The sequence below is a fragment of the Ruminococcus sp. B05 genome (assembly GCF_003628495.1).
GTDB classification, from domain to species: domain Bacteria; phylum Bacillota; class Clostridia; order Lachnospirales; family Lachnospiraceae; genus Schaedlerella; species Schaedlerella hominis.
In genome coordinates, this window is the sequence record NZ_RBZR01000011.1 from 1 (window position 1) to 24,485 (window position 24,485).

A 24,485-nucleotide genomic window follows, 5' to 3' on the forward strand; every position below is an offset into this window, starting at 1 on the left:
CATCAAAACTATATCAAGCTGCAATGGATGTAATCACCCGTGCGAACTGGGTTGCAGTAAAGGAGGTTAAAGCGAATATGTGTGAAGCATTAAAAGAATTAATGGCAGAAGAATTTCAAGAACAGGAAGAACTTGTGACCAAACGAGTAACGGAAGAAGTAACCGCACAAGTAACGAAACAAGTGACTGAGCAAGTGACTGAACAAGTAACGGAGCAAGTAACGGAGCAAGTAACGGAGCAAGTGACCAAACAAGTAACCGAAGAATTTATCCGAACTTTATTTAAGCATATTACCGATGCTGACAAACTGGCTGAACTATTGAATTTACCTGTAGAACAAATCAATAAAGTGTTGAATAGGTGATCATTCCAACTCTTCATCCCTTTTCTAGCTCCTTTTAATTTGCTATTTAGTTCACGACGACCTCTAAGAAAGAAAAAGACTATGCACTCCTGCGGGAGCTTCGTCGGGCAAGCCCGACTCCAATTCGCTGGATTGCATAGTCTTTTCTTGCTTTGTGGTGTACCGTGATTGAAATAGGTAAAGTGATGAAGGATTTACTTTTCTGGTATCTGATGTATCTATATTCTGGGTTTATTTGCTGTCGCAGATTTTTTGACAACTGATGTATCTGCACTGCCTTGACATTCATTGTTGCAGATGCTTTTTTTGAGAGCAATGTATCTGCAACTTACTTTTCTTTGAGCTTGCAGATGCTTTTCAGCCTACCTGTCATGTAGAATTGCATCTGCATCTTGCCTTATCTGGGATTTAAAGATACTTCCTTCGCAAATTTTGCATCTGCATCCCACGTTTTCGATAACATGAGGATACTCCTCATCAAAATTTTGCATCTTCAACTTGCCCTTTCTATAACTTGAGGATGCACCTCTCAGAACTTGTGCCAATACATTACTTACAAAAAATTGATATAAGAAATTCGAGCGAATATGGAGTGAGCGTTGGAGACACTTAAAGCGTAAATTTTTGCGTTAATGAATTTGAACGAACGTGTTTGAAGCTGCGTAGCAGCAAGTTTGAGTTCAAATTCATTTGCTTTTAGCAAAAATTTACGCTCTTATGTGTCACCCGCTCACGGAATCTGAGTAAGAATTCTTATATCAATTTTTTGTAAGAAACGTATAGCTATCCATTAAACCAATTTAAACCTTCCCACATCTTCATGTGGATTTACTTTAGAAATACCTATCTCATTATATTGTGCCGTAAATGGTACAAAGCTTTCCTGCATTGCTTGAAACGCCTTTTCCATTTGTACTTTATCCAATGTTTTTCCTAAAGTTATATGTGGCAGCCATGAAAAAGGCTTATAATATTCACTCATTGTTGTCTCTGGAATATCACAAAATGCATTATATACTTCCTCGGATAAATTAAACAGCTTTTGATCTAACACAGGTGTTGCATACATCACATATGGAAATAACTGTCCAATAGAGACAATCTTCATACTCCCTGCATACAATTTCCCATTCAAATCATCAAACGCTGATTTTAGAACATCTACATTTCTTGCCTCAATCGCAGCTATTGTCATATGTGGCGGCACACGATTCTCAATCATAAAATGATTACCTGTTTTCTCAGCAATTTTGTCTATATACCACTGCAGGATTTTATTTGTTTTCTTGTCAAAATAAATTGAAATAAGATACATAGTTTTGTCTCCTTAGGTGAAAATGTTTCTAACTCTATTCTATTTCCCGTGACATCTTCTCACTAATAACATGATAAATTTCTTTCGTTGCCGAATCATTTTCACCATTTATAACCAATATTTTTCCGTCTACACTCATGACTACATATGAATGACATGACGAATGCGTATAACGGATATAATTTCCATAAACATCATTTTTAAAATTTCCCATAGCATATTTAAAATTTCCTAAACCATTGGTTCTATAATCATTCGAGTTCTGTAATGAATTCTCTTCGTATGAGATACTGTCAATCTGCGTATAGTCTACTGTATAATCGCTCCACCCCTGCGCCTCGATAGTAAAATTGTTATCTTGGAACTGAATATCAATGCTTCCCCAAAACAAAGTCACTATAATAAATATAATCATTAAAATTGTTACGATTCCGTACACCACCATTACTTTTTTGTTATACTGAATTTTTAATTTTTCTCCGGTTCCTATCTTTTTCTTATAAAAGAGATAGGAATAAAGAATACTGATGATTGCGGCTGCCATAATACTTACAATATACAAAACGAGTGCTGCTATGCTTTCTGCAAAAAGACCGCAAAGCATGCACAGAATACTTGATGCCACCCATATCTTTCCACTGAATCTATGCGTTGCATTCCAGTTTTCTTCATCCTGCAATGTCCATACGACCCTGATTCCTATCGTATTGTTCTGTTTTACCTTTGGCAGATAATTTCCTATAACCATAAACATTAAACCTGTTCCATAATAAATCAATGCCATAAATAAATTCTCTGTATCTGCTCCCATGTTGACCAATCTAGCAATACCGTTATAAATCAATGTAATAACAGGTATAATCCATATAGTCATCCCTATAACCTTGCGACTTTGTTGTCTGTTCCTGTTATCATAAAATATGATTGTCACAAGCGCACATTGCATTACTATAAAAAATACATTTAACCACTTACCCTGTATACTCGTAAAACCTACCAGAATCCCTGCAAGAATTACCAGTGCAGAGCTAATTAATGTCCCTCTATAATTTTTTATCATTTCCTTCATCGTCCGATGCTCCTTTCAAGTCCGTTATCCATAACATGACATCTTCCAACACGGAAGTGTTTAATTCATAATAAATAAACTTTCCTTCTCTTTGGTTTCGAATCAAATCAGCCTCCTTTAATACTGCCAGATGTCTTGATATAGATGCTCCCGTTACTGAAAAATGTTCGCATATCTCTCCGGCTGAAAGCCGACCATTTTTCAACAAATTCAAAATCTCTCGTCGTATTGGATCAGCCAATGCTTTTAATGTATCTTGTATACCCAAAAATTCATCCCTCCCTCTTATTTAACATTTAACCTAATTGTTAAATATATTGTAATTCCAGGTACATTATATGTCAAGAAATAAAATAGAGATGAAAAAAATTTTTTCTCCATCTCCATCTATTTTATATAAAATTGTAACACAACTTGTCAGATAAATATCATCTTTCATTTTAAAACTCTTTCTTTTTCATAACCCTCATACTGTACTTATATGAAGCAAACCATACCAACAAGCTTAAAACAATAAGCGAAATCGCGATTTCAAAATCTCCTATTTCTCCTATCATATACGAAATGCCTTCTTTTAATCCCAATTTAGTCTCAAGAAAATGTCCAATTGTATAACAAACTGCAAAAATGATTAAAATTGCAATTGGCAACACCATTCGTCCTTTCTCTCCTTCAAACCTTAACCGAATTGCAATCACGATTCCCGCAATCGCCTGAAACACAAAGATTGTGATTAATTCCATTATCAACATTTCCACATCAAAAAATTCTCCCGGTTTTATGAGTACCATAATTCCTGCACAGATTACTCCCATCCCCCATCCACACACTGTCATAATAAAAGAAAAAATATATTTTTCTCTAACATATATTTTTCTATTTATAGGTAAAGAAAATAAATATGTGTAGCCATGCTCATTTTCATCATAACTAATCGTATTCCCCGAATATACCGCCATAACGGATGGAATATACATTGCAATGAAGGAAACTCCCGTTTTTCCCGTTAATATAAAAAATAATGTAACAAGCGCCAACACCAGAAAAAGATTGCTACCTTGCCGGAAAAACAACCGAAAGTCCTTTTCCAAAAGCCCTCTGATTCCTTTCATTATCTCTCGCCTCCTGTCAACATAAGAATCACCTGATCAAGTGAGCCACTCTCCACTACGATTTCTGGATAATTTTCCACATAATACTGCTTCTCGTTCGTCAGGCAGGAAATTCCAAAGCTCTCTTTTTTCTCTTTCAAAATGTATCTTTTATCCACTTCCTGATATTGCGCCTCACTGACTTTCAACACCGCATATTTTTCAAGAATCGTATCCATCTCTTCATGAAGTATAATCTTTCCTTTATGGATCACATAAATGTCATCACACAGATGTTCTAAATCTGAAGAAATATGTGAACTAATCAGGATGCTTCTTTCCGGATCTTCTTCCATATATTCTCGTAAAATATCCAGCATCGTTTCCCTTGCTCCGACATCAAGTCCTGATGTCGGCTCATCCAGCATTAAAAATTCTGCCTGATGTGTCAATGCAATGATCAGATTCAATTTTGCTTTCATCCCTGTTGAATACTCTTTTATAAATTTATTCAACGGAATCTGATAGCTTTCACACATCTGATGGAATTTTTCTGCTTCAAACCTTGGATATAATCTGGCAAGGACTGCCTCAACATCTTTCCCTTTCAAATAACCGCTAAAGCCAGCTTCTGCCAGAACGACTCCAAGCTCTTCTTTCTCTTTTTCATTTAACTCTTCGGGTGTTTTTCCCATGATCTTTATCTCGCCGCCATCATAAGAAATAAGTCCGAGCATTGCCTTGAACAAGGTACTCTTCCCGGCCCCATTCTCTCCGACCAAACCAGTAATCCTTCCTTTTTCCACATTTAGCGAACAGTCTAACTGAAATTCGCCGTAGCTTTTCTTTACCTCTTTGATTTCTAACATAATTATTCTTCCTCCATGATGAGTTCAAACAAGGAACGAAGCTCTTCCTCTTTCATTCCACAGCGCCTTCCCTTCTGAATCGCCGCTTCCAAATCCGCCTCAACTTCTTTCCTACGCTCCTCTTCCATCAGCTGTGTATTCGATGCCGCTACATACGTTCCTTTCCCGTGAACTGTGACAGTCATGCCCTCTGCTTCCAGATTGTCATATGCTTTCTTCACAGTAAGTGCACTGATCTTCAGCTCCTTTGCCATCGTTCTCACAGATGGCAATATATCATTTTCTTTTAATTCTCCGGAGATAATTTGTGCTTTGATCTGCTCCATGATTTGTTCATAGATTGGTACCATTGATGTATTATTGATTATAATCTTCATATGTTCCCTCCTGTCGCAAACAGTATATAACAGTATAATACTGTTGTCAACTGTTATATACGGTTTGTGTTTTAAAAAATAAAAAGCAGTTAATCTATTTTTCATAGACTAACTGCTTCCAGTATAAAATTCATTTTCTTTGCGTTTAATACTACGCATTTATCATTCATACTATAAATTTCTCCACAACTTTCTACTTCATATATCAATCATCTTCCTCAAGTTTCTGTACTCTTCTTTTATATATTTTAGAAAATATCATTAATACTAATAAACATAAGATTTCCACCTGCACAAACATAATAATTCCAGTTGCAATTGAGCCAATAAGTTTATGGTAATTCCGATAGGAAACACTAAACCATATAATCCCTGCCAACACTGCCGCAATACTACTGGCTATGATATTTGTCTTGAGATTCGGTTTCAATTTTCTATCCCAAATTCCATTGCGCACACAATCAATTGAAAGATATAATGCAAGACTCATAAATACAACCCATTCTCCGGCAAGATTCTTGATACTGTCATTCCCAACTATCATTTGTATTAACATTACAATCAGCAAGCCCCAAAAAGCAATCCAACATCCATTATGTTCAATTTTAAGAAGTTTTAGTTCCTGGCGTTCATCTAAATTACTTTTCATTTTCCTAATTTTCATCCTCTTCATCCTCCCAAAACAAATCATCCAAACGTTTATCTAATACACGACAAATTTTACGACACAGTTTTATTGTAGGATTATATTCTCCCTTTTCAATAGCATTTATGGTTTGCCTTGAAACACCAACAGCTTCTGCTAAGACCTTTTGTGTCATATCCTTTTCAGCCCTTGCCACTTTTATCGCAATATTTTTTGCCACTTTATGTTCACCTCCATTTATAAAGTAACACTTCTTTTTCATAATGTCAATTATGTTTTACTTTTTGTCTTATATATCAAGACAGCTACCAATAATCCGATGAGTTTAGAAAGCTCACGTTTTGTGTCCCTCATGGCAAGAGCTTAATCTATCGTCAAAAGATACTCCTTGTTACCATCCTGCATTCATTGCGTAAAAAATCACCACTACTTGCATTATCATTATTAATGGAACACCAACAGTGAAATAATCTTTCCTCGTTTTATGACGTAATAAATACATTGCCAATAAACTGCCAACCGAACCACCAACAAATGCTAAACCTAGTAATGTTACAATTTTAATTCTTGAACGATGCTTGGCTGCATTAACTTTATCCACCGCATAAGCTGCGAAAGCTATAAAATTGATAACGGCTAAGTATATCAGTAATATTTTATATTTTGCAAAAAACTCCCAAAATGCCAGTGTTATGTGATCTGCATGATGTCCTTTTACCATCAATAATATTATAACTTGTATCACAAATACACATACGATAAACACTCTTGACATCATATTGTCTTTGACAGTTTTACGATCAAATAGCAGTATTGCCAACAATATTCCTGCAGAACCACCAATTAATGCCCCGATAGTTAAAATAGCATCAATTTGTGCATTTTCGGTATGCGAATATAAAAACATATTAATCAGATATAGAAAAAATCCAATTATATTAACCCCAATAAGGTAGTATTCAAATATTCCCAAACACTTCACCCCTTTTTCTTCTATTATGAAGATTTCGATTATGAAGCTCATTTTTCTCGTTCAAAAGCAGATTTCTGAGAAATGCTTCCAAATACTCTGTTGTTTCGTGAATACCTTTTTGCAGGTTCGTATAGTTTGCATTAAACTCAGTAGTTGGTACTATTCTCGTAACCATCTACAGATATCAACCACTTGCACTCCTTTATAATCATAAGTTTCATGATGTGTTCTTGCAATTATCATCTTCGGATATGCATCTCTTATTGCAAGCAACGGCGAATATTCTCTTTCAAATGTTTTTTCATCTGAAATATTATCGCTTACCTGAATATATATTTGAGCCTCACGTTTCTTTGCTACAAAATCCACCTCCTTTTTATAAAGTTTTCCCACATATACCTCATATCCTCTCCTACGCAACTCCAGATAAACAATATTTTCGTAAACTCTTCCAAAGTCCATGTTTCGTGTACCATTGACTGCATAACGAAATGATGTATCACAAAGATAATATTTACTATTATTTGCCAGATGTTTTTTCCCTTTTAAATCATAGCGTTTTGCCTCATAGAACAGAAATGCATTTTCCAAATACCCAATGTATTTTGATACCGTCTTTCTGGTTATCTCGCTCTGGTCATTTTTTAAAGTTTTGCTGATATTATTAGGCGAAAGTAAATTACCGATGTTATCCATCATGAATTCAGATATGTTGGTGAACTCTGATTTATTTCTTATCTTATACTTTTCAACCAAATCTCTGATAAGAATGGTTGAATACACATCCCTAACGTAATCATACTGTCTGTCCTCAGTCTTATATACATAAGATCCAGGCATACCACCAGTTCGGACATACTGATCAAAAGCTTCATCATACCTGTCTGTAATTCCATAATAAGTTAGATATTCCACGAAAGAAAATGGATATACTTTTATTTCCATCGTTCTCCCTGTAAAAAGTGTTGCTAAATCTGAGCTTAGCAAAAATGCATTTGAACCGGTAATATAAATATCATAAATTCCTTTTGTATAAATACTATTAATTGCAAGTTCAAACTGCGGGCATAGCTGAACCTCATCAATCAATAAAACATTAGTCATTCCCTCTTTGTACTGATCCAAGATATACTTATGCAATGCATGATACTCCAACAAATGATCAAACTCTAATTCCTGAAGGTTTATCATAACAATATTTACCGGTTCCTCTAATGACTGCAAATAAGAGACAAACTCTTGCAGTAATACCGATTTACCACTTCGTCTGATGCCCGTAATTACTTTTATATCCGGTGTCCCATACAATTCAATCAGTTCGTTTAAATACTCTTTTCTTACAATAATCTGCATGCCACCATCTCCTATTCCCACTTTTTTAATAATTTTTATTTTTCGGTAATATATTTTACAGACTGATATTATCACACTCTGTGCATTCTGTCATTATTCTATTCCCACTTTTTTAAAATTATTCATTTTTTGGTATTAGTTTTTAGTTTTGATTTCCTAGACATTTCCCACACTTTTTCAATGGAAAAAGGTGGAAACTATTGCTTCCACCTTTATGCCCACATTGGTGCCTGACACCAATGTGGGTTAAAAACCTCCTATATGATCTCGACTCTTTTCAGTCTTTATCATATAGGAGGTTCTAAATTAATTTCTATAGAAACTCAAACAATATTTAAGCTCTGTTTTCTAGCGTTTCACATTGAATGCTGCTCTTCCAGGATATACCGCACTTGCTCCAAGTTCTTCTTCAATTCTCAGTAACTGATTGTATTTTGCCACACGTTCTGATCTGGAAGGTGCTCCTGTCTTGATCTGGCAGGTATTCAGTGCAACTGCGAGATCTGCGATCGTTGTGTCCTCTGTCTCTCCGGAACGGTGAGAGGAAATTGCCGTGTATCCGGCTTTGTGCGCCATCTTGATTGCTTCCAGTGTCTCTGATACAGAACCAATCTGGTTCAACTTGATCAGAATCGAGTTGCCGCATCCCAGTTCAATTCCCTTGGAAAGTCTTTCTGTATTCGTTACAAACAGGTCGTCTCCGACTAACTGTACTTTGTCTCCAAGCTCTGCTGTCAGTTTCTGCCATCCTTCCCAGTCTTCTTCATCCAATGCATCCTCGATAGAGATGATCGGATACTTCTCTACCAGTTTCTTCCAGTGTTCGATCAGTTCTTCTGAAGTGAACTTTGTGCCTGACTTTGGAAGTACATATTCACCCTTCTTCTCACCCTTCCATTCGGAAGATGCCGCATCCATGGCGATCATGAAATCTTTTCCCTGCTCATATCCTGCATCTTTTACTGCATCTAAGATGTACTGGATTGCTTCTTCATCTGAGGCAAGATCCGGTGCGAATCCACCTTCATCCCCTACAGATGTTGCAAGTCCCTTTGATTTTAATAATGCTGCCAGCGCATGGAACACTTCTGTGCACCAGCGAAGTGCTTCTTTGAAGCTTGGCGCTCCCACAGGCATGATCATGAATTCCTGTACATCTACTGTGTTGGCCGCATGTGCGCCTCCGTTCAATATATTCATCATGGGTACCGGAAGTCTGTTGCCATTCACTCCACCTAAGAATCTGTAAAGTGGAATCTCCAAGGCATTTGCCGCTGCTCTTGCGCTTGCGATTGATACCGCAAGGATAGCGTTTGCTCCCAGATTTGACTTATCTTTTGTTCCGTCAGCTTTGATCATCGCTGCATCTACCGCATAGATGTCTGATACGTCTATGCCTTTCAGTGCATCATTGATCACTGTATTGATATTTTCTACGGCTTTGGTGACACCTTTTCCTCCGAAACGTGAGTTGTCTCCGTCACGCAGTTCCAGTGCCTCGAATTCTCCTGTGGATGCTCCACTCGGCGCTGCGCCTCTTCCAACTGTTCCATCCAGAAGATAGACTTCTGCCTCTACTGTCGGATTTCCTCTCGAATCAATAATCTCTCTTCCGATAACCTTCTCAATTGCTAAAAAATTCTCCATGTTAAGATCCTTTCCCATGGAATCACTTCTGCTTCTTTTGCTCAGGTATGAAGCAGAAGGAGTTCCCCATGATTTATTCACACGATAGTTAGGTTTCTCTAACCATCGTTAGCATAGCATAATGCTTTGGATAAATCAAGAATATATTTTTATTAAAAATGAGAACTTTTACCGATTATCCTAAGTTCGGCTTCTTCGATTTTCTTTCAAGCTTTATGCTTCATAGACTCTTGTTGCGTTTTAATCGCTCTTATTGTTTTTTCAAAACAACTATAGTAATATAGAATTATCACGATTTTCGCTTTCTACTATTCAATAGTTCCTTTTCGCCATATCCGGCGGGGGTTAAAGATGACCCAATAAGTGAATGTAATTGAAGAAATTTTAAAAAAGGACTATTTTTATGAACAATATAAAAGAAAGAATAAAAATATTTTCAGGGGCGCAGCTGAAATACATCGCTTTTCTATCTATGCTTATCGATCACACAAACAAAGCGTTAATCTATCCGATTTTGGATGGAGGATCATTGAATCGGTTGAGTGACTTTTTTGATATTTTGGGAAGAATCGCATTTCCAATATTCCTCTTCCTTCTCGTGGAAGGCTATTTCCACACAAAGAATAAATGGAAGTATTTCATTACACTTCTTGTATTTGGAGTCATATCAGAAATTCCTTTTGATATGTGTACAACAGCTACATTTTTTGAAGTCAACTGGAACAATATTATGTTTACGTTAGCCTTGGTGCTTGCCATGATCTGGCTGATTGATGTACTCAAGGAAAGGATGGCAGCATTGCCGAAAGCTTTATGGTATTTCGTATCATTTCTCATTGTAGCAGTATTGTGCTTTGCCGCAATGAATCTGGGATTAGATTATGAACACCATGCGGTGCTGATCGGATATTTCTATTATATTTTTCATGACCGACAGGCACTTGCGATTCCATTTTCCTATCTTTCTATGTTCAAAGAACCATGGGCTTTGCTTGGATTTGGCCTGACACTTACTTATAATGGAGAACGTGGAAAACAGCATAAGTGGTTTAATTATCTTTTTTATCCAGTACATTTGCTGATTTTAGGAATTATAAGAATGTGTCTTAAGATTTAAGGGTAAGCATCCATAGTCAGCGGAGGAACACTACTTAGTCTAATCCCATGATTGTAGACGCGCTCTGTTCTGCGTTTGCTACATATCGATCACCTCTTCCAGAACATACTGTTCTTTCTACCGCTTTTTTCTACTTTATTCTTTTTATTCATCTCATTGAGGTGTCAGTTTTATCCGACACCTCATAGAATATTTCCCTTTTTATTCGATTACAATCTATGGTTTTATGCGTTTTAACTTGTAAAGTGCTCTTTTGCAAACTGCATATCCTGTACCACTTCTACAGTTCCAAGATAATTATCTTTTTTGTCTCTCACTGCATAATAAGTAACTAAAAATGGTTTTCCCTGCTTTTCCATCCAAACCGGAACGCTATCACGAGTATGATTTTTAAAACTTTCTATAATGGAGCGAACCATTGGTTCTATCTTAGGCGGATGACAAGAGAATACTTCTCTGTCAATTGCCATGCCAGGGCGTTTGAACACTTTCGCTCCTTCATTAAAGAAACGATTTATATTATTATCATCGATAAATGTAATCTCTATTGGCAACGTATTAAGCATAGCTTCCAACTGTGCTGCACTCATATGTCCACCGCCCATTACTATTTCACCTTCATAAATAGCCGCCTCATGACGATTCTTTTTATCCTGCACATATTTTTCTGCTTCTTCCCATCTATTATCAATGCCATACACTAATGCATAGTCTTTGGCATCTTCATAGATTTCATACCATTCTTCGGCTGTAAAATTCATTGCGCAGATAGGGAACAGTATATTAGTCTCTTTATAAATCATTTCATCCGCTCTTGTTAAAACAGCCTGTACTCTTTTAATCCATTCTTCGTCATGATTGCATTCCTTATCTATTGCTGCTAATTCATCTCTGATTTCATCATCAACAGACCACATAACATACGATGGTCCTGATATTTCATAGCGAACTTTAAGGAGTGGATAAATCAAATCACCCTTTTTTGCATAGTGTATTGCTATTTGTCTAAAATCTGATATTTTTTTGCTTACATCTTCGCCCTTTTCCAGTGCACCTCTAATATCTGCTATTTCTTTGCTAAACTTCTCATTTGCTTCTGTAAAAGAATAAAGAGGATGGCCCTTTGTTTCTCTGAGTGCTTTTGCAAGCTCATGTTTTCTGACATATGCATCCGTCGTAGTTGTCATTTCGGATGTTTCTTCCTTTTTTAAAGATTCTTCGACTGCCTTTTCAGCATTTGCTATTTTTTCTTCTTTGGTTAAGCCATGAAACAATGCACTATGCACATCACACAGTTTCTGCACCTCTGTAATAGGTGTTCCCTCTTTTATAAGTTCCTGCTCTGCCTTCATAATTTCAGAAGCATCTACATCAGAAAAATTCTGGACAAAATCTTTTTTAACACTTTCTAAATCTTCTCCATTTCCAAGTCTCTTTAAATAATCCTTCAGTAATACTGTATTGCCAGTCTCTTTGGCTTGAAATTGTTTGCTCCCCATAGAGGAAATATCTGGCATATTACCAGTAATTTCAAAACCATTTTTTATCAGTTCTGCTATAACAACCGGAATCGAAATTCCTTTTGCCTTTGCACCCTTAGGAATTGTCATAATTCGTCCAACGGAGTTTAGCATAGCCGGCTTCTTAATTTCATCAAACCCAAGATTTGCCATAATATCAATCACTTCTGGATAAGTTTTCGTAATATCATACACCGACCAGTTTAAATCAATTTTTTTACTCATAATGTTTTACCGCCTTTCCCCTATTTTGTTTTAAGAAAAATCTATCTCACAATTGTAAATCTGTCTCTTCCCGTTCCCGCCTGATTATTTATTTAATAACTTTTTTAGATCCTCTTCCGGTGTACTAATTGGAGAAATCCCATAATTCTCTACCAGGAAATTCAACACATTTGGCGAAATAAATGCTGGTAATGTTGGTCCGAGGTGAATGTTCTTGATTCCGAGATAGAAAAGTGTAAGTAAAATACATACGGCCTTCTGCTCGTACCATGAAAGTACCATCGACAGCGGGAGTTCATTTACATCACATTCAAATGCTTCTGCTAAAGCGATTGCGACCTTGATTGCACCATAAGCATCATTACACTGTCCCATATCCATGATTCTCGGAAGTCCTCCGATTGTTCCTAAATCTAAATCGTTGAACCTATATTTTCCACATGCAAGCGTCAAAATAATGCTGTCTTCAGGAGACTGTTTTACAAACTCTGTGTAGTAGTTTCTTCCTACTCTGGCTCCATCACATCCACCAACCAGGAAGAAATGTTTAATATCTCCATTCTTTACTGCTTCAATCACCTGATCTGCTACAGATAATACAGTTCCATGTGAGAAACCAGTTGTCACCTGTATTCCACCATTAATTCCAGTCATATGCTGGTCTTTGGTATATCCACCTAAGGCGAGTGCCTTTTCAATCACCGGTGTAAAATCCTTTTCTTCTCCTATGTGTACCATTTCCGGATAAGATACAACTTCTGTTGTAAATACTCTGTCTGCGTAGCTTGGTTTTACAGGCATAAGACAGTTCGTCGTGTAAAGAATTGCTCCAGGAATATTATCAAACTCTTTCTGCTGATTCTGCCATGCTGTACCAAAGTTTCCCTTTAAATGAGAGTACTTCTTAAATTCTGGATATGCATGCGCCGGGAGCATTTCACCATGTGTATAAATATTGATTCCCTTATCTTTTGTCTGCTCTAATAAAAGTTGTAAATCTTTTAAATCATGACCGGTAATAATAATAAATGGTCCTTTTTCAATTGTAAGAGGTACTGTTGTTGGTACAGGAGTTCCATAAGTTGTAGTATTTGCCTGATCTAAAAGTTCCATACATCTTAAATTCACTTCTCCAACCTCTAATACAATAGGAAGCAGTTCATCCATTCCCCAATCCTTCATTCCGACTGCAAAAAGTGCCTTATAGAAGAATTTGCTGATTGTTTCATCAGTATATCCCAGCACACTTGCATGATATGCATATGCAGCCATTCCACGAATCCCAAAAAGTATTAAGGATTTTAAGGAACGAACATCTTCATCCGTAGTCCAGAGAGTATTCATATCAAAATTATCGTTTCTTCCACATGAACCGGAACATGTAAAGCAATTTGGTACTAATTTCTTTTTTGCATTTTCTATCTTATAAATTAAAATTTTTAATGTCTCATCATTAAAGTTTACGTTTGTAACGGTTGTAAACAATCCCTCAAGAACTAATTGATTCATCTCTTCGTTTACAAGGTGCTCATTGCCCTCGACTGCACGAGCAAGTCCGATTAATGCTCCTGTAAGCTCATCCTGTAATCTTGCAGTATTGGCGGACTTTCCGCATACTCCTGCATTTCCGGTACATCCTGTACATCCTGCGGTCTGTTCACATTGATAACAAAACATTTTATTTTCCATGTTTTTCTCCTTTTCTATTGCTTTATTCATTATTTCTTGTTGTTTAATGATACTATATCAAACTCACAACAATTATTCCGTTGTCCAGACAACATTTTTGTTTTGTTTTCGATTTTTGTGATATACTATGGAAAAGATGAAAAAAAGGATTATAGAACTCATGGAAAAATATATGAACATCTTAACGAATACACCTTTGTTTCAAGGAATTTCAGAAGCAGAAATTCTTCCAATGCTTAAATGTCTATCTGTCAGCATTAAAAATTATTCAAAAGGTGAATACCTGCTAAGAAGTGGCGATAAGGTACAAACTATCGGCATGATTCTATCTGGCCAGGCTCTCATAATAAATGATGATGTCTGGGGGAATCGCAATATTATTACAGAGCTGTCATCAGGAATGCTCTATGGCGAAAGCTATGCCTGTATCAGCAGCGTTCCTGCTCAAATCAGTGTCATTGCCAATGAAAATCTCACTGTCATGCTTTTCTCTATAAATCATATTATTACAACCTGTTCTTCATCTTGCAGTTTTCATACAAGATTGATTCATAACCTGTTAGAGATAATAGCAAGAAAAAATGTAAGATTGATGAATAAAATAGATCATATTTCTAAGAAAAATTTACGTGACAAGATACTTAATTACTTGTCTTGCGAATCGATGCATGCCGACTCTAACACATTTACAATCCCTTACGATAGGCAAGGGCTGGCAGATTATCTGAATGCAGATCGAAGTGCTCTATCTAATGAATTAAGCAAATTACAAAAAGAAGGTGTCCTCTCTTACAAGAAAAACACCTTCTCTTTGAAGTATTAGCTGGTTATCAGCTGAATTTGTTGATTTTGCGCTGTCTTTTTTTCTGTTATAGTGGTTAGTATAAACTTACTTTTTATTGTACTTAAGGGAGGAAGCTATGGAATTACGTCACTTATCTGTGCGATGATGTGCTTTTCCTGTATCTGGTAGTAGAATATGCTGGTCAGAAATTAAAACAGGGTGCCCTGCTTGGCACCCTGAAAGATTTTTATGGAAATGAAATTTTCCGGTATACTGCCCCATTCGACGGCATTATACATCTCTTTCTTCCCCTTTTATTTACTCTATTACGTAAGTATCTTTTCCATTCTTCTTCGCCTGATAAAGCAGAGCATCAGATATTATGATGCATTCAGCTAATTTTCTCCCTGCTCCCTTCACACGATAAAGTCCGATGCTGCAATGCACATCCTGTCCCTTTTCTTCTGCTTTATCATGAATCTTTTTTCTGAAGCCTTCAATGCGTGCCGTTAATTCTTCTCTATCTCCGATATTCTGCAGGAAAAGAATATACTCATCACCGCCATATCTGCATGCAATGTCTGACGGACCGCACATTTCCTGAAGTGCTGTGGCTACTTCGCGAATCCAGAAATCACCGGTTTCATGTCCATATGTGTCATTGACAGACTTGAAATTATCGATATCCATAAATCCCAATACTGCCATATCACTTTCTGACATATTTTCTAAACAGTTTCTAACCTGATCCACACCACTGGTTTTATTCCATAACCCCGTCATGATATCGTGGCTCGCTCTGTATTCGGAAATCAACAATTCTCTTTTTGCATCCAGCCACTGATCCGAAACCTGTATCATATGATTTACAGAAATAATCATGGATGAAAAGAAAATCGCCAGATTCTGCAGATACCAGGTATCAATAACATAATCAAGGAACGCAGTAGCTGTCAGGATACAAGCATATATCAGATACAAGCGAAATATTTTTTTGCTATATTGCTTCCTCTCCAACAGCAGGGCAGCTAATAATACCAAAATATCTAATGCAAGCAGAACCTTGATGATGCCATAAAGTCTGCCATAATAAAAATAATTATCACTACTGATATAGAAAAACTCTTTTCTGACTCCCGGCAGTGAGATGCAGATCATGCTAACGATTCCACACAGAATGGACACTGCCAACAAGATCTTCTTTATTTTTACAAATCTGTCGCTTTCATTCATAAGAAATATTGTAAAAACCGTCAGATACAGATACTTTAACAAGTACATTGCATAATTTACGATTTCTAAATTCAAGTACACCCATTTCGCATTCATACCTGCAAACATATAAGTGTCCAGATCCCCCAGCAGCAATGCTGCTGTGATAAAATAGATAATCTTTTCCATCACCTTTTTTTCTCTCTCTTCGAGAGCTTTCACATTGCTGGATGAAAAAACAATATAGGTGTTCATTATAAGGCACCACAATGCAATAAAGCATATATACTGATTCATAATGTTTTGCATATATCTAATGTTCTCCTACGTATTTTGCTGTTATTTTCTTTTCTTACTATAACACAAAAAATAGATATAATCACTTCAACCCCCACCAGTATTCCAATTTTAATAATATTACTTCCTACAAGCATCGCTGCAGCTAACGAATCTATTAAAATATGTGCGATTACGCAGGGCAACACGCCTTTGGAATTTTCTTTTATCGCTCCAAACATAAATGTATTTCCTAATATCATTAGATAGAATATTAAATAATTACTGGAGCCAGCTGTAATCCAAGGTAATCTATAAATTGGAATGTGCCATAAAAACCACACGATTGATATTAAGAACATTTTTAATATATAGGACTTTATATCAAGCTTTGGCTGCAAATACCATCTCCAGCCACATTCTTCTAATCCCCCCTGCAGGATTGTCCATGGCATATAAACCAAATAGATGAACCAATTGCATTTCCCTCAGGAAACAAAAAAAGTAATAGCTCTCCTATAACAAAAGTTACTGCAAGTGTTATTGCAGAATAACATAATGACTTTTTCATCATAATATCTCCGTAATTGAAATTTATCGTTCCCTATATTCCGCCACATAAGTATCTTCACCGTTGATGATGACCGCTTTTCCAAACGTCATCATGTTTTGTAGAATAGCTGTCAATAAGGCTCTGTGCTTCCTTCATTGTGATTTTACCTTCATAAACGGAATTAAAAACAGCAATACTTCTACTGTCAGAGAACCTCTACATGTATCTTTTTTTCCATGTTCATCCTCTTTTCTCTAAATATAACTTTTCAATAACAGCCGCATAGATTTTGGATTCACTGAGTCCAAAATCTTTAAGAACACTTTTGCTATGTATTATCCTTCAACCCATAACACTGGTACAACATATCTGTCATTCATGGCAGAAAGCATATCATCTGTAACAGCAGGAATTACCTTTGTTATCGCATTTATTCCATTTCTTCTCATAGCTGCTTCCTCGATGCCCAGTATAGCTTGCAAAACCCATTCCTCAAATTCCGTTCTCTCTCTGTTGCAAAAATTTATGTATCTGGTCATTAGCCCGACCTGAATTCTTCCAATGCTTCAGCTGTTACAACTATTTTATAATCCATATTTTCCTCTCATATCTGAAATCACATCATCTGCATTTCGGTAATTTCCCTTTTTTGAAGATTCTCTGGATTGTTCCAGTCTTTGAAGCATCTCTTCTTCTGTCATAGATGTATAAGGATTATGCACAGTTCGTTTTATTTCAAATGGAAATCCATTATATGCAACCGCCTGCGTTAAAAACATCCTTATTGCTGATGTCGTGTCAGTTCCAAGATCTTTAAAAAGCTGATCTGATTTATTTTTCAAATCATCGTCTACCCTAATCTGAATTGTACTTGCCATTTTAGATACCTCCTTTTTTCTTTATTATAATGCTATTTCATTGCTAATTCAATACAATTATATTGATATTTCACTTATTTCTATGCACTTATCCAATATAGTGGGTATGGAATCTTGGATTTCAATTGAGGCAAGTATAATACAAATACAATCAGCACAACTTTTTCTTTCTGTACTCATCCAGTTCCTGATGTTCAATAAATTATGATAATATGCTCTGCGTGCCGATAGCAGTGAAGATGTTGTAATTATCGGTGTGCTTATCCGCAAAGATTTCTTTTTCCAGGAATATCTGCCAACTGTTTATACTGATGAAAAATACTTCCCTGACAATCGAGGAAATCTCTGTACTGCTTGGCTACAGCAATCATAGTAATTTTTATAAAGCTTTTAAAGAGTATTATCAAATGACTCCGAGAGAATATCTAAAACTCTCCTGCAACAAATCTTAGAAATTACCACTAAAATTCTTAACATAGGATAGTGACCGCCATACCTCCTGATTCTATAATCAAATTCATCTGTTTATTATATCGTCTAGAACTTTCTGCATCATTTCACTAATGAACAGGCTGGAATTCCTGTAAAATGGGAAATGATTTTCATTATTCAAATCGATATCTCGAACCTTATTTTTACAGTATCGGTTTGGTAACGAATTTCTTTACCGATGTTGTTTTCAATAACGGATTCATATATAATGGTTAAAGATTATTAACCAATCACATTGACAAAAGAGGTTAGAAAATGGAACGCTGTGAAGAACTGCAAAGAATTATAGACGGGTATGTTGCCAAAAGGCTTAGCGAAAATCTAAACGAAACACTTGTTAATCTGACAGACTGCATAAAAGAAAACAAATATGAATTTACCGATGATTGTATAGGTATTATTTCTCCGACATATAATTGGGGATTACCGAGCATAGTAAAAGAATTTCTTGAAAGAACCGAGTTTCATACAAGCTATTTATATCTTATATCAACATACGGCACAACACCAGGTGCCTCCGACGCTCAAGCTCGACGATTGATTAAAGGAAAAGTAAGTGCTTTTTACAGCGTGAAAATGCCCTGTTAATGCTATCGAAATGAAAAACAAACGCCCTATATGGGTAAAAGAAAAATGTGTAATGTGCCTTGGCTGTCTGCACCGTTGCCCTAAATTTGCTATTGAATACGGCAAAAACACGACGAAACACGGACAATATACAAATCCAAGTGTAAAAGTATAAAAACACAGAGCATACTTTCCAAAACGGATTGTATGCTCTGTGATTTTTCAATTTTAAAAAAGCTCCGAGGGAATGAACTTCTCAGGGTTTTAAAGAGTTCAAACCATCTGATTATATAGTCCAATTTTGACTTGCTGTTTGAAGTTCTGTCATATGCTTAAAGATACTGTCTTTTTGCATAAGCTTATCCGGTGTATCACATTCGGCAATTTTTCCGTCTGAGAGAACTACAATTTTGTCTGCATTTTCAACCGTTCTCATTCTGTGAGCGATAACTATTACGGTTTTGTTCTCAATAAGCTTAGACAATGCCGTTTGAATTAGCGTTTCGTTTTCAACATCAAGAGAAGCGGTTGCCTCATCAAGAAGAATAATCGGCGCATTTTTCAAAAATGCACGGGCTATAGAAATTCTTTGACGCTCACCGCCGGAAAGATTACAGCCGTTTTCACCGATTTCTGTATCGTAACCGTTTGCAAGCTTTTGAACAAATTCATCACAATTTGCAAGCTTTGCCGCAACAAGAACTTCTTCGTCTGTTGCACCCTTTTTGCCGAGGCGAATATTTTCGGCAACAGAAGTATTAAACAGCGTAACATCCTGGAATACGATTGAATAAAGACTTAAAAGTGTTTCCGGTTCAACATTTGAAATATTCATACCGCCGACTGTAATATTGCCACTTGTTGCGTCCCAAAATCGTGCAGCCAACCTTGAAACAGTTGTTTTACCGCCGCCGGAAGGACCTACCAAAGCGGTGATTTCTCCTTGCTTTGCGGTAAACGATACATTATCAAGAACCTTTTCGTTGTTGTTGTAGGAAAAGCTTACATTGTCAAAAGTGATATCATAGCCATTGTTGGTAAGCTTTGAATCACCCGACTGCACATCATAGTCAAGAATTTCATTCATTCTGTCTACATTCGTCTTTGTGCTGATTATTGCGGCAAGGTTTTGGAGAGCGGCTTGCATCGGGTCGTAAAGTCGTGAAACCAAAAGTAAAAATACAAAGAATGTAAGCACATCAATCTCACCTTTAATAAGAAGTGCCGAGCCTGCAAGCGCCGTTGTCGCAATGCCCAACTTGAGTACCATTTGTGCGCAGGAAACAAAAACGGCTGTACCAAATTCACCTTTAAGAGCTCTTTTCTCAACATTGTCAATCTTGTCGTCAAGCGATACAAGATATCTTTTTTCGGCATTGTTTGATTTTAAATCGGCAATTGTATCTATGCATTCCTGAATACCATTTGCGGCATCCATTTTTGCATCCATTGATTTTTGCGTCAGCTTTTGTTGAAGCTTTGCCGTAGAAACAACGATAATTATAGCCACAGGAAGAACCCAAAGGGAAGCAATTGCCATTTTCACATCAAAAAAGAGCAAGCTTATCGCTATAATAACCGTCGAAATCATCGAGCCTGCAAAAGGCGGAATGAAATGAGAAAAAGCAGTTTCAAGATATGTGCAATCCGCCATAATTGTACTCGTTAAATCTGCCAAATCCTTTTTTGAAAAGAAGGAGAGAGGAATTTTACGAAGCTTCTCCGCAAGTGCAATTCTTCTTGTTCCCGTTTCAACATATGTTGCAAGGAATGTTGAATTATATTGCCATAAGGTTATTGTAAAAACAATAATCAAACAAACAACGGCACCGATTACATAAAATAAAGTTTTGTCTTTTAAGTTGTTTGCAAGCAAATCCTTAACAAACAAATAAAGGAGCGTAACCGGGAACATAAACGAAATATCTTGCAATGTACAAGCCACTACGCCTTTAATCAAATCTTTTGCACCTCGTCTTGAAAGCGCATATCTGTGCATAAGTTTTTCAATCATTTTTAAGCCTCCTTTGCGACTTTCCATTTTACCGATGTCAAATAGTTTTTGAACATCGAAGCAAACAGACCATTTTTGTCGTTAAGCTCTTTTGCACTTCCCTGCTCAACAAGCTTGCCGTTTTGAAGTACAAAAATACAATCGGCATTTTTAACCGTCGAAAGCCTGTGAGCAATCATAATAACTGTTTTATCCTTTGAAAGCTCATCAAGCGCTTTTTGAATTTTAACCTCATTATCGGGGTCGGCAAAAGCAGTGGCTTCATCCAGAATAACTATCGGCGAATTTTTAAGAATTGCTCTTGCGATTGCTATTCTTTGCGTTTCGCCGCCGGAAAGATATACGCCTTTGCTTCCGATAACCGTTTCGATACCCTTATCAAACTTGTCAATAATATCAAGACATTGCGCTTTTTCAAGAGCCGACATAACATCTTCGATACTTGCGTTCGGTTTTCCGAGAAGAATATTGTCACGAATGCTTGCATTTATAAGCTTGCTGTTTTGGAAAACATATGAAACAGTATTATTAAGCTCTTCTTTTTCAATATTTTTAACATTGACTCCGCCAACAAGCACCTCGCCGCTTTGTGCGTCAAAAAATCTTGTGATAAGATTTGCAAGCGTCGTTTTGCCGCCGCCGGACGGTCCGACAAAAGCAACGGTTTGATTCGGTTTGATTTCAAGCGATACATCGTCAATCGCTTTGGTTTCATCGTCATAGCTGTAGCTTACATTTTTAAATTCAACGCTTGAATCTCTAACCTTTTTTGCTTCGCTTGTTTTAAGAGGCTCAATGTTCATAATACTGTCGATACGCTTAAATGCATCTTCTACAATCATTTTGTTTTCGCTTTGGAACATTATCTTTGTCATTGTAACCGTTAAAACAGGAGTAATAATAATATAGAAAAGAATATTCAATATAAGTTCGTTTGTGACTCCGCCTTTTGCAAAAATCAAACCGCCGAAAATAATAAACGCGAAGATTCCGTTAATAAGCGTCGTAAAAATTGCCATCGGAACACGCAAATTTTGGGTATAATCAATTGCCCATTCGCTGTATGAATCAATCGACTTTTTAAATTTTCTGAAGCTGAACACGCTTTGACCGAACGCTTTAACAACGGGAATACCTCTTACATACTCAACAGCTTCGTTTGACATATTGTCAAGTGCGTTTTGATACTCCTCCATTTTTGTTTGGAGAGTTTTTCCCGTCATAAACACCATCATTACTACAAATGAAAGTACAATCGGTATAAGTGAAATAAGACCGAAGTGCCAATCAAACGCAAGCAAAAACATCAAAAGTCCAATAGGTGTAACTATTGAAGCGACCATATCGGGAAGCTGATGAGCGAGATATGTTTCGGTTGCGCTTGAACAATCGTTTACTGTTTTGCGAAGCTTACCGCTGCCGATTTTTTCGATTTCGCCAAGGGGCAAAGTCACTATCTTGTGCATCATTTGTTTGCGCATATTTGCCTGTACCCTAAATGCGCTCGTATGAGAGCAGAGCAAAGCTGCAATATAAATGAGCATAGATAAAAGTGCAAATATAACGGCAAACACACCGTTTTTAACAATTCCCGTTGCGTTTTGAAAATTCGGCATAACGTCAAGCACTTCTTTGATTATTTTCCATATGTAATAGAACGGAAAAAGCGCAAGAACGCTGCTTACGGCACTGAGAACAAGCGAAATATAAGTAAAACTTTTGTAAATTTCCGCAAATCCCATCAGTCTTGAAAAACTTGATTCCTTTTTTTCTTTCAATTTGATTCCTCCAAATCATTTATTTTTTAGTTAGCCTACACTAACCGCTATATAAAAATTAAAGGGCTTTTAAATCCCTAAAATTTTCGACCAACCTGCAATGTAAAAATCCAAAAATGTAGACACATATTTTTTTGCATTTTCTTTTTTCATATCGTGCTCAATCAGTTCTAATACACCGGTAAACATTCCGCTTGCAATCATATGGCAAACTTCTTTTTCCATATCGGGAATATCATAGCCTTGCTTTTTTAAAATCTTTATAAATTCAAAAGTTTCCGCTACTTCTATTTCAACCATATTATGTACAAAATTTTCATAACAGGTACCTTCGCTTTTGCAAATAATCAATTTAAATTCGTCAAAATGCTCGTAAATATAATCAATTATAGAGTTAATGCTCTTTCTGCTTTCAATGCCCATATGATTTGCCTTTTCTTTTTCGTCAAGCATTTCAAAATCTTCCTGAGCAGACATAAATATGTTCATTATAGCCGTTGCATGTTCTTCAACAAGAGCGGCAAAAAGTGCCTCCTTTCCGGAAAAATAACCGTAAAATGCACCTGTCGTAACTCCTGCCGTTTTGACGATATTGCGAAGCGAAGCAGATTTAAAACCTTTTTCAAGAAACTCCTCTTTACCTGCCGCCAATATGTTTTGTAATGTTGTAGACTCTTCATTTGCCATTTTTGCACCCCAATGTAACACTGTTATATTGCTATTAGTATAACAGTGTTATATCCACTTGTCAAGCCTTTTTTGTACTCGTCATCGGACACCTGTTGTTTTATTCTTCTCATCGGTCTAAACATAAAATCATTCCGCCGTATTATTTGAAATCAATTCTAACAATCTTCATTTTCATCATATTGTCGCCGACTTTTGCCAATATGCGATGTATTCTTTTGACCGACGGCACATTCAGACTTTGATAACCGAGCATATATCCCCTACTTGACACCTCAAATTTGTCTGACCAATGGGCAATTTCCTTTTGAGCATCTCCAACGGAAAAATATGCGTTTACATCTTTAATTTCTGCTTGTTTGAGCCATGTCTTTGATATCATCTTGGCACCTGTCTTGCCGCAGGTATCAAATACAATACGACCTTGTGCAAAATGCTTAGCCATTGCCAAAAACAACGCTTTTACATCTTCTGTAAGGAAATAATAAAATACTCCCGAAGCGAAGAAAATTACTCCGCCGTCGGCTTGAATTTCATTAAACCAAGAGGTATTTTTCAAGTCGGCGGCAATATTTTTTTCACGCTCTCCGGCAGGTAGCAGAGAATTTCTGACTTCTATAACATCGGGGAAATCTATATTATAAATTCGGCAAGAATCGTTATCGCAATTTCTTCCCGTGTTATCCAAACCGCATCCCATATTTACAACTGCGGCGTTTGGATGACTTTTTAAGTATTCCTTAACTTCATACGCTAAATCGTTTTGGCGTATAGCAATCTCCAAAAAGCCGAATTCCTGCATCGTACTGTCGCCCTTTTTCTCAACTTCCGAAAAATCATAATCGATTTGTTCGATTAAGCGTACCGCCGTTTCGTCTTTAAAAAGCTGAGGGAATTTTTCTGTGCATTTCTTTCTTCCGTAAAGTGGAATAATCAATGTTTCCTGAACGGTGTTCTTTTCAATGTGGTACTTCATATGCGTTCTCCT

General features: G+C 36.6%; 24 protein-coding genes and 1 pseudogene. 5 read left to right on the plus strand and 20 right to left on the minus strand.

The window, feature by feature from the left end; translation table 11 throughout:
* A pseudogene (locus D8Q48_RS09390) lies at positions 1-365 on the plus strand (hypothetical protein); the annotation flags it as partial.
* A 790-nt stretch (positions 366-1,155) separates the two neighbouring features.
* Here D8Q48_RS09390 and D8Q48_RS09395 read toward each other — a convergent pair.
* From D8Q48_RS09395 to eno, 11 genes are all read right to left on the minus strand, one after another.
* Positions 1,156-1,680, minus strand: a complete 525-nt coding sequence (locus D8Q48_RS09395; RefSeq protein ID WP_121056351.1) for a hypothetical protein — start codon at positions 1,678-1,680, stop codon at positions 1,156-1,158.
* Between the two features lie 34 nt (positions 1,681-1,714).
* Positions 1,715-2,749, minus strand: a complete 1,035-nt coding sequence (locus D8Q48_RS09400) for an SdpI family protein (protein ID WP_121056352.1) — start codon at positions 2,747-2,749, stop codon at positions 1,715-1,717.
* On the minus strand, positions 2,724-3,017 hold the full coding sequence (locus D8Q48_RS09405) for an autorepressor SdpR family transcription factor (RefSeq protein WP_022074984.1): 294 nt from the start codon (positions 3,015-3,017) through the stop codon (positions 2,724-2,726). The genes D8Q48_RS09400 and D8Q48_RS09405 overlap by 26 nt, the downstream gene beginning before the upstream one ends.
* Before the next feature lie 172 nt (positions 3,018-3,189).
* Positions 3,190-3,861 (minus strand): ABC-2 transporter permease, encoded by a 672-nt coding sequence (locus D8Q48_RS09410; protein WP_118688656.1) that lies wholly within the window; start codon positions 3,859-3,861, stop codon positions 3,190-3,192.
* Positions 3,861-4,709, minus strand: coding sequence for an ABC transporter ATP-binding protein (locus tag D8Q48_RS09415; protein WP_117992072.1), 849 nt, complete (start codon positions 4,707-4,709; stop codon positions 3,861-3,863). Before D8Q48_RS09415 ends, D8Q48_RS09410 begins: the two co-directional genes overlap by 1 nt.
* A 2-nt stretch (positions 4,710-4,711) precedes the next feature.
* Positions 4,712-5,086: a GntR family transcriptional regulator gene (locus D8Q48_RS09420; RefSeq protein ID WP_117992073.1), complete on the minus strand. Its 375-nt coding sequence runs from the start codon at positions 5,084-5,086 to the stop codon at positions 4,712-4,714.
* 205 nt (positions 5,087-5,291) lie between these two features.
* On the minus strand, positions 5,292-5,750 hold the full coding sequence (locus D8Q48_RS09425; RefSeq protein ID WP_330514265.1) for a DUF6773 family protein: 459 nt from the start codon (positions 5,748-5,750) through the stop codon (positions 5,292-5,294).
* On the minus strand, positions 5,740-5,952 hold the full coding sequence (locus D8Q48_RS09430; RefSeq protein WP_117992074.1) for a helix-turn-helix transcriptional regulator: 213 nt from the start codon (positions 5,950-5,952) through the stop codon (positions 5,740-5,742). Before D8Q48_RS09430 ends, D8Q48_RS09425 begins: the two co-directional genes overlap by 11 nt.
* A 171-nt stretch (positions 5,953-6,123) precedes the next feature.
* Positions 6,124-6,705, minus strand: a complete 582-nt coding sequence (locus tag D8Q48_RS09435; protein WP_243116264.1) for a DUF1294 domain-containing protein — start codon at positions 6,703-6,705, stop codon at positions 6,124-6,126.
* 159 nt (positions 6,706-6,864) lie between these two features.
* Positions 6,865-8,058 (minus strand): ATP-binding protein, encoded by a 1,194-nt coding sequence (locus tag D8Q48_RS09445; protein ID WP_121056354.1) that lies wholly within the window; start codon positions 8,056-8,058, stop codon positions 6,865-6,867.
* Positions 8,059-8,406: 348 nt separating this feature from the next.
* The gene (eno, locus tag D8Q48_RS09450) at positions 8,407-9,705 is read right to left on the minus strand and encodes a phosphopyruvate hydratase (RefSeq protein WP_117992087.1); all 1,299 of its coding nucleotides are present in this window, start codon (positions 9,703-9,705) and stop codon (positions 8,407-8,409) included.
* Positions 9,706-10,108: 403 nt separating this feature from the next.
* Here eno and D8Q48_RS09455 point away from each other — a divergent pair, with 403 nt between their 5' ends.
* Positions 10,109-10,822, plus strand: coding sequence for a TraX family protein (locus D8Q48_RS09455; protein ID WP_117992076.1), 714 nt, complete (start codon positions 10,109-10,111; stop codon positions 10,820-10,822).
* 233 nt (positions 10,823-11,055) lie between these two features.
* On the opposite strand, the gene D8Q48_RS09460 is transcribed toward D8Q48_RS09455, so the two are convergent.
* A complete protein-coding gene (locus D8Q48_RS09460) occupies positions 11,056-12,567 on the minus strand; it encodes a DUF438 domain-containing protein (protein WP_117494583.1) in 1,512 nt (503 codons plus the stop codon).
* An 84-nt stretch (positions 12,568-12,651) separates the two neighbouring features.
* The gene (gene hcp, locus D8Q48_RS09465; protein WP_191855121.1) at positions 12,652-14,256 is read right to left on the minus strand and encodes a hydroxylamine reductase; all 1,605 of its coding nucleotides are present in this window, start codon (positions 14,254-14,256) and stop codon (positions 12,652-12,654) included.
* Positions 14,257-14,416: 160 nt separating this feature from the next.
* Here hcp and D8Q48_RS09470 point away from each other — a divergent pair, with 160 nt between their 5' ends.
* Positions 14,417-15,079 (plus strand): Crp/Fnr family transcriptional regulator, encoded by a 663-nt coding sequence (locus D8Q48_RS09470; RefSeq protein WP_118688683.1) that lies wholly within the window; start codon positions 14,417-14,419, stop codon positions 15,077-15,079.
* Between the two features lie 279 nt (positions 15,080-15,358).
* On the opposite strand, the gene D8Q48_RS09475 is transcribed toward D8Q48_RS09470, so the two are convergent.
* The 3 genes from D8Q48_RS09475 to D8Q48_RS09495 form a co-directional block, all read right to left on the minus strand.
* A complete protein-coding gene (locus D8Q48_RS09475; protein WP_172696946.1) occupies positions 15,359-16,441 on the minus strand; it encodes a GGDEF domain-containing protein in 1,083 nt (360 codons plus the stop codon).
* Between the two features lie 104 nt (positions 16,442-16,545).
* Entirely contained in the window at positions 16,546-16,992 is a 447-nt protein-coding gene (locus D8Q48_RS09480) for a CPBP family intramembrane glutamic endopeptidase (protein ID WP_330514264.1), read from the minus strand.
* A gap of 673 nt (positions 16,993-17,665) precedes the next feature.
* Positions 17,666-17,959: a type II toxin-antitoxin system RelB/DinJ family antitoxin gene (locus D8Q48_RS09495; RefSeq protein WP_015527712.1), complete on the minus strand. Its 294-nt coding sequence runs from the start codon at positions 17,957-17,959 to the stop codon at positions 17,666-17,668.
* Between the two features lie 311 nt (positions 17,960-18,270).
* Here D8Q48_RS09495 and D8Q48_RS09500 point away from each other — a divergent pair, with 311 nt between their 5' ends.
* The gene (locus D8Q48_RS09500) at positions 18,271-18,411 is read left to right on the plus strand and encodes a helix-turn-helix domain-containing protein (protein WP_118688662.1); all 141 of its coding nucleotides are present in this window, start codon (positions 18,271-18,273) and stop codon (positions 18,409-18,411) included.
* Positions 18,412-18,706: 295 nt separating this feature from the next.
* Positions 18,707-19,039, plus strand: a complete 333-nt coding sequence (locus D8Q48_RS09505) for a hypothetical protein (RefSeq protein ID WP_243116266.1) — start codon at positions 18,707-18,709, stop codon at positions 19,037-19,039.
* Between the two features lie 265 nt (positions 19,040-19,304).
* Here D8Q48_RS09505 and D8Q48_RS09510 read toward each other — a convergent pair whose 3' ends face one another.
* From D8Q48_RS09510 to D8Q48_RS09525, 4 genes are all read right to left on the minus strand, one after another.
* A complete protein-coding gene (locus D8Q48_RS09510; protein WP_121056359.1) occupies positions 19,305-21,032 on the minus strand; it encodes an ABC transporter ATP-binding protein in 1,728 nt (575 codons plus the stop codon).
* A 2-nt stretch (positions 21,033-21,034) separates the two neighbouring features.
* The gene (locus D8Q48_RS09515; protein ID WP_121056390.1) at positions 21,035-22,774 is read right to left on the minus strand and encodes an ABC transporter ATP-binding protein; all 1,740 of its coding nucleotides are present in this window, start codon (positions 22,772-22,774) and stop codon (positions 21,035-21,037) included.
* Positions 22,775-22,879: 105 nt separating this feature from the next.
* Positions 22,880-23,497: a TetR/AcrR family transcriptional regulator gene (locus tag D8Q48_RS09520; RefSeq protein ID WP_121056361.1), complete on the minus strand. Its 618-nt coding sequence runs from the start codon at positions 23,495-23,497 to the stop codon at positions 22,880-22,882.
* Positions 23,498-23,639: 142 nt separating this feature from the next.
* Positions 23,640-24,473, minus strand: coding sequence for a class I SAM-dependent methyltransferase (locus tag D8Q48_RS09525; RefSeq protein ID WP_121056362.1), 834 nt, complete (start codon positions 24,471-24,473; stop codon positions 23,640-23,642).
* Positions 24,474-24,485 lie beyond the last annotated feature (12 nt).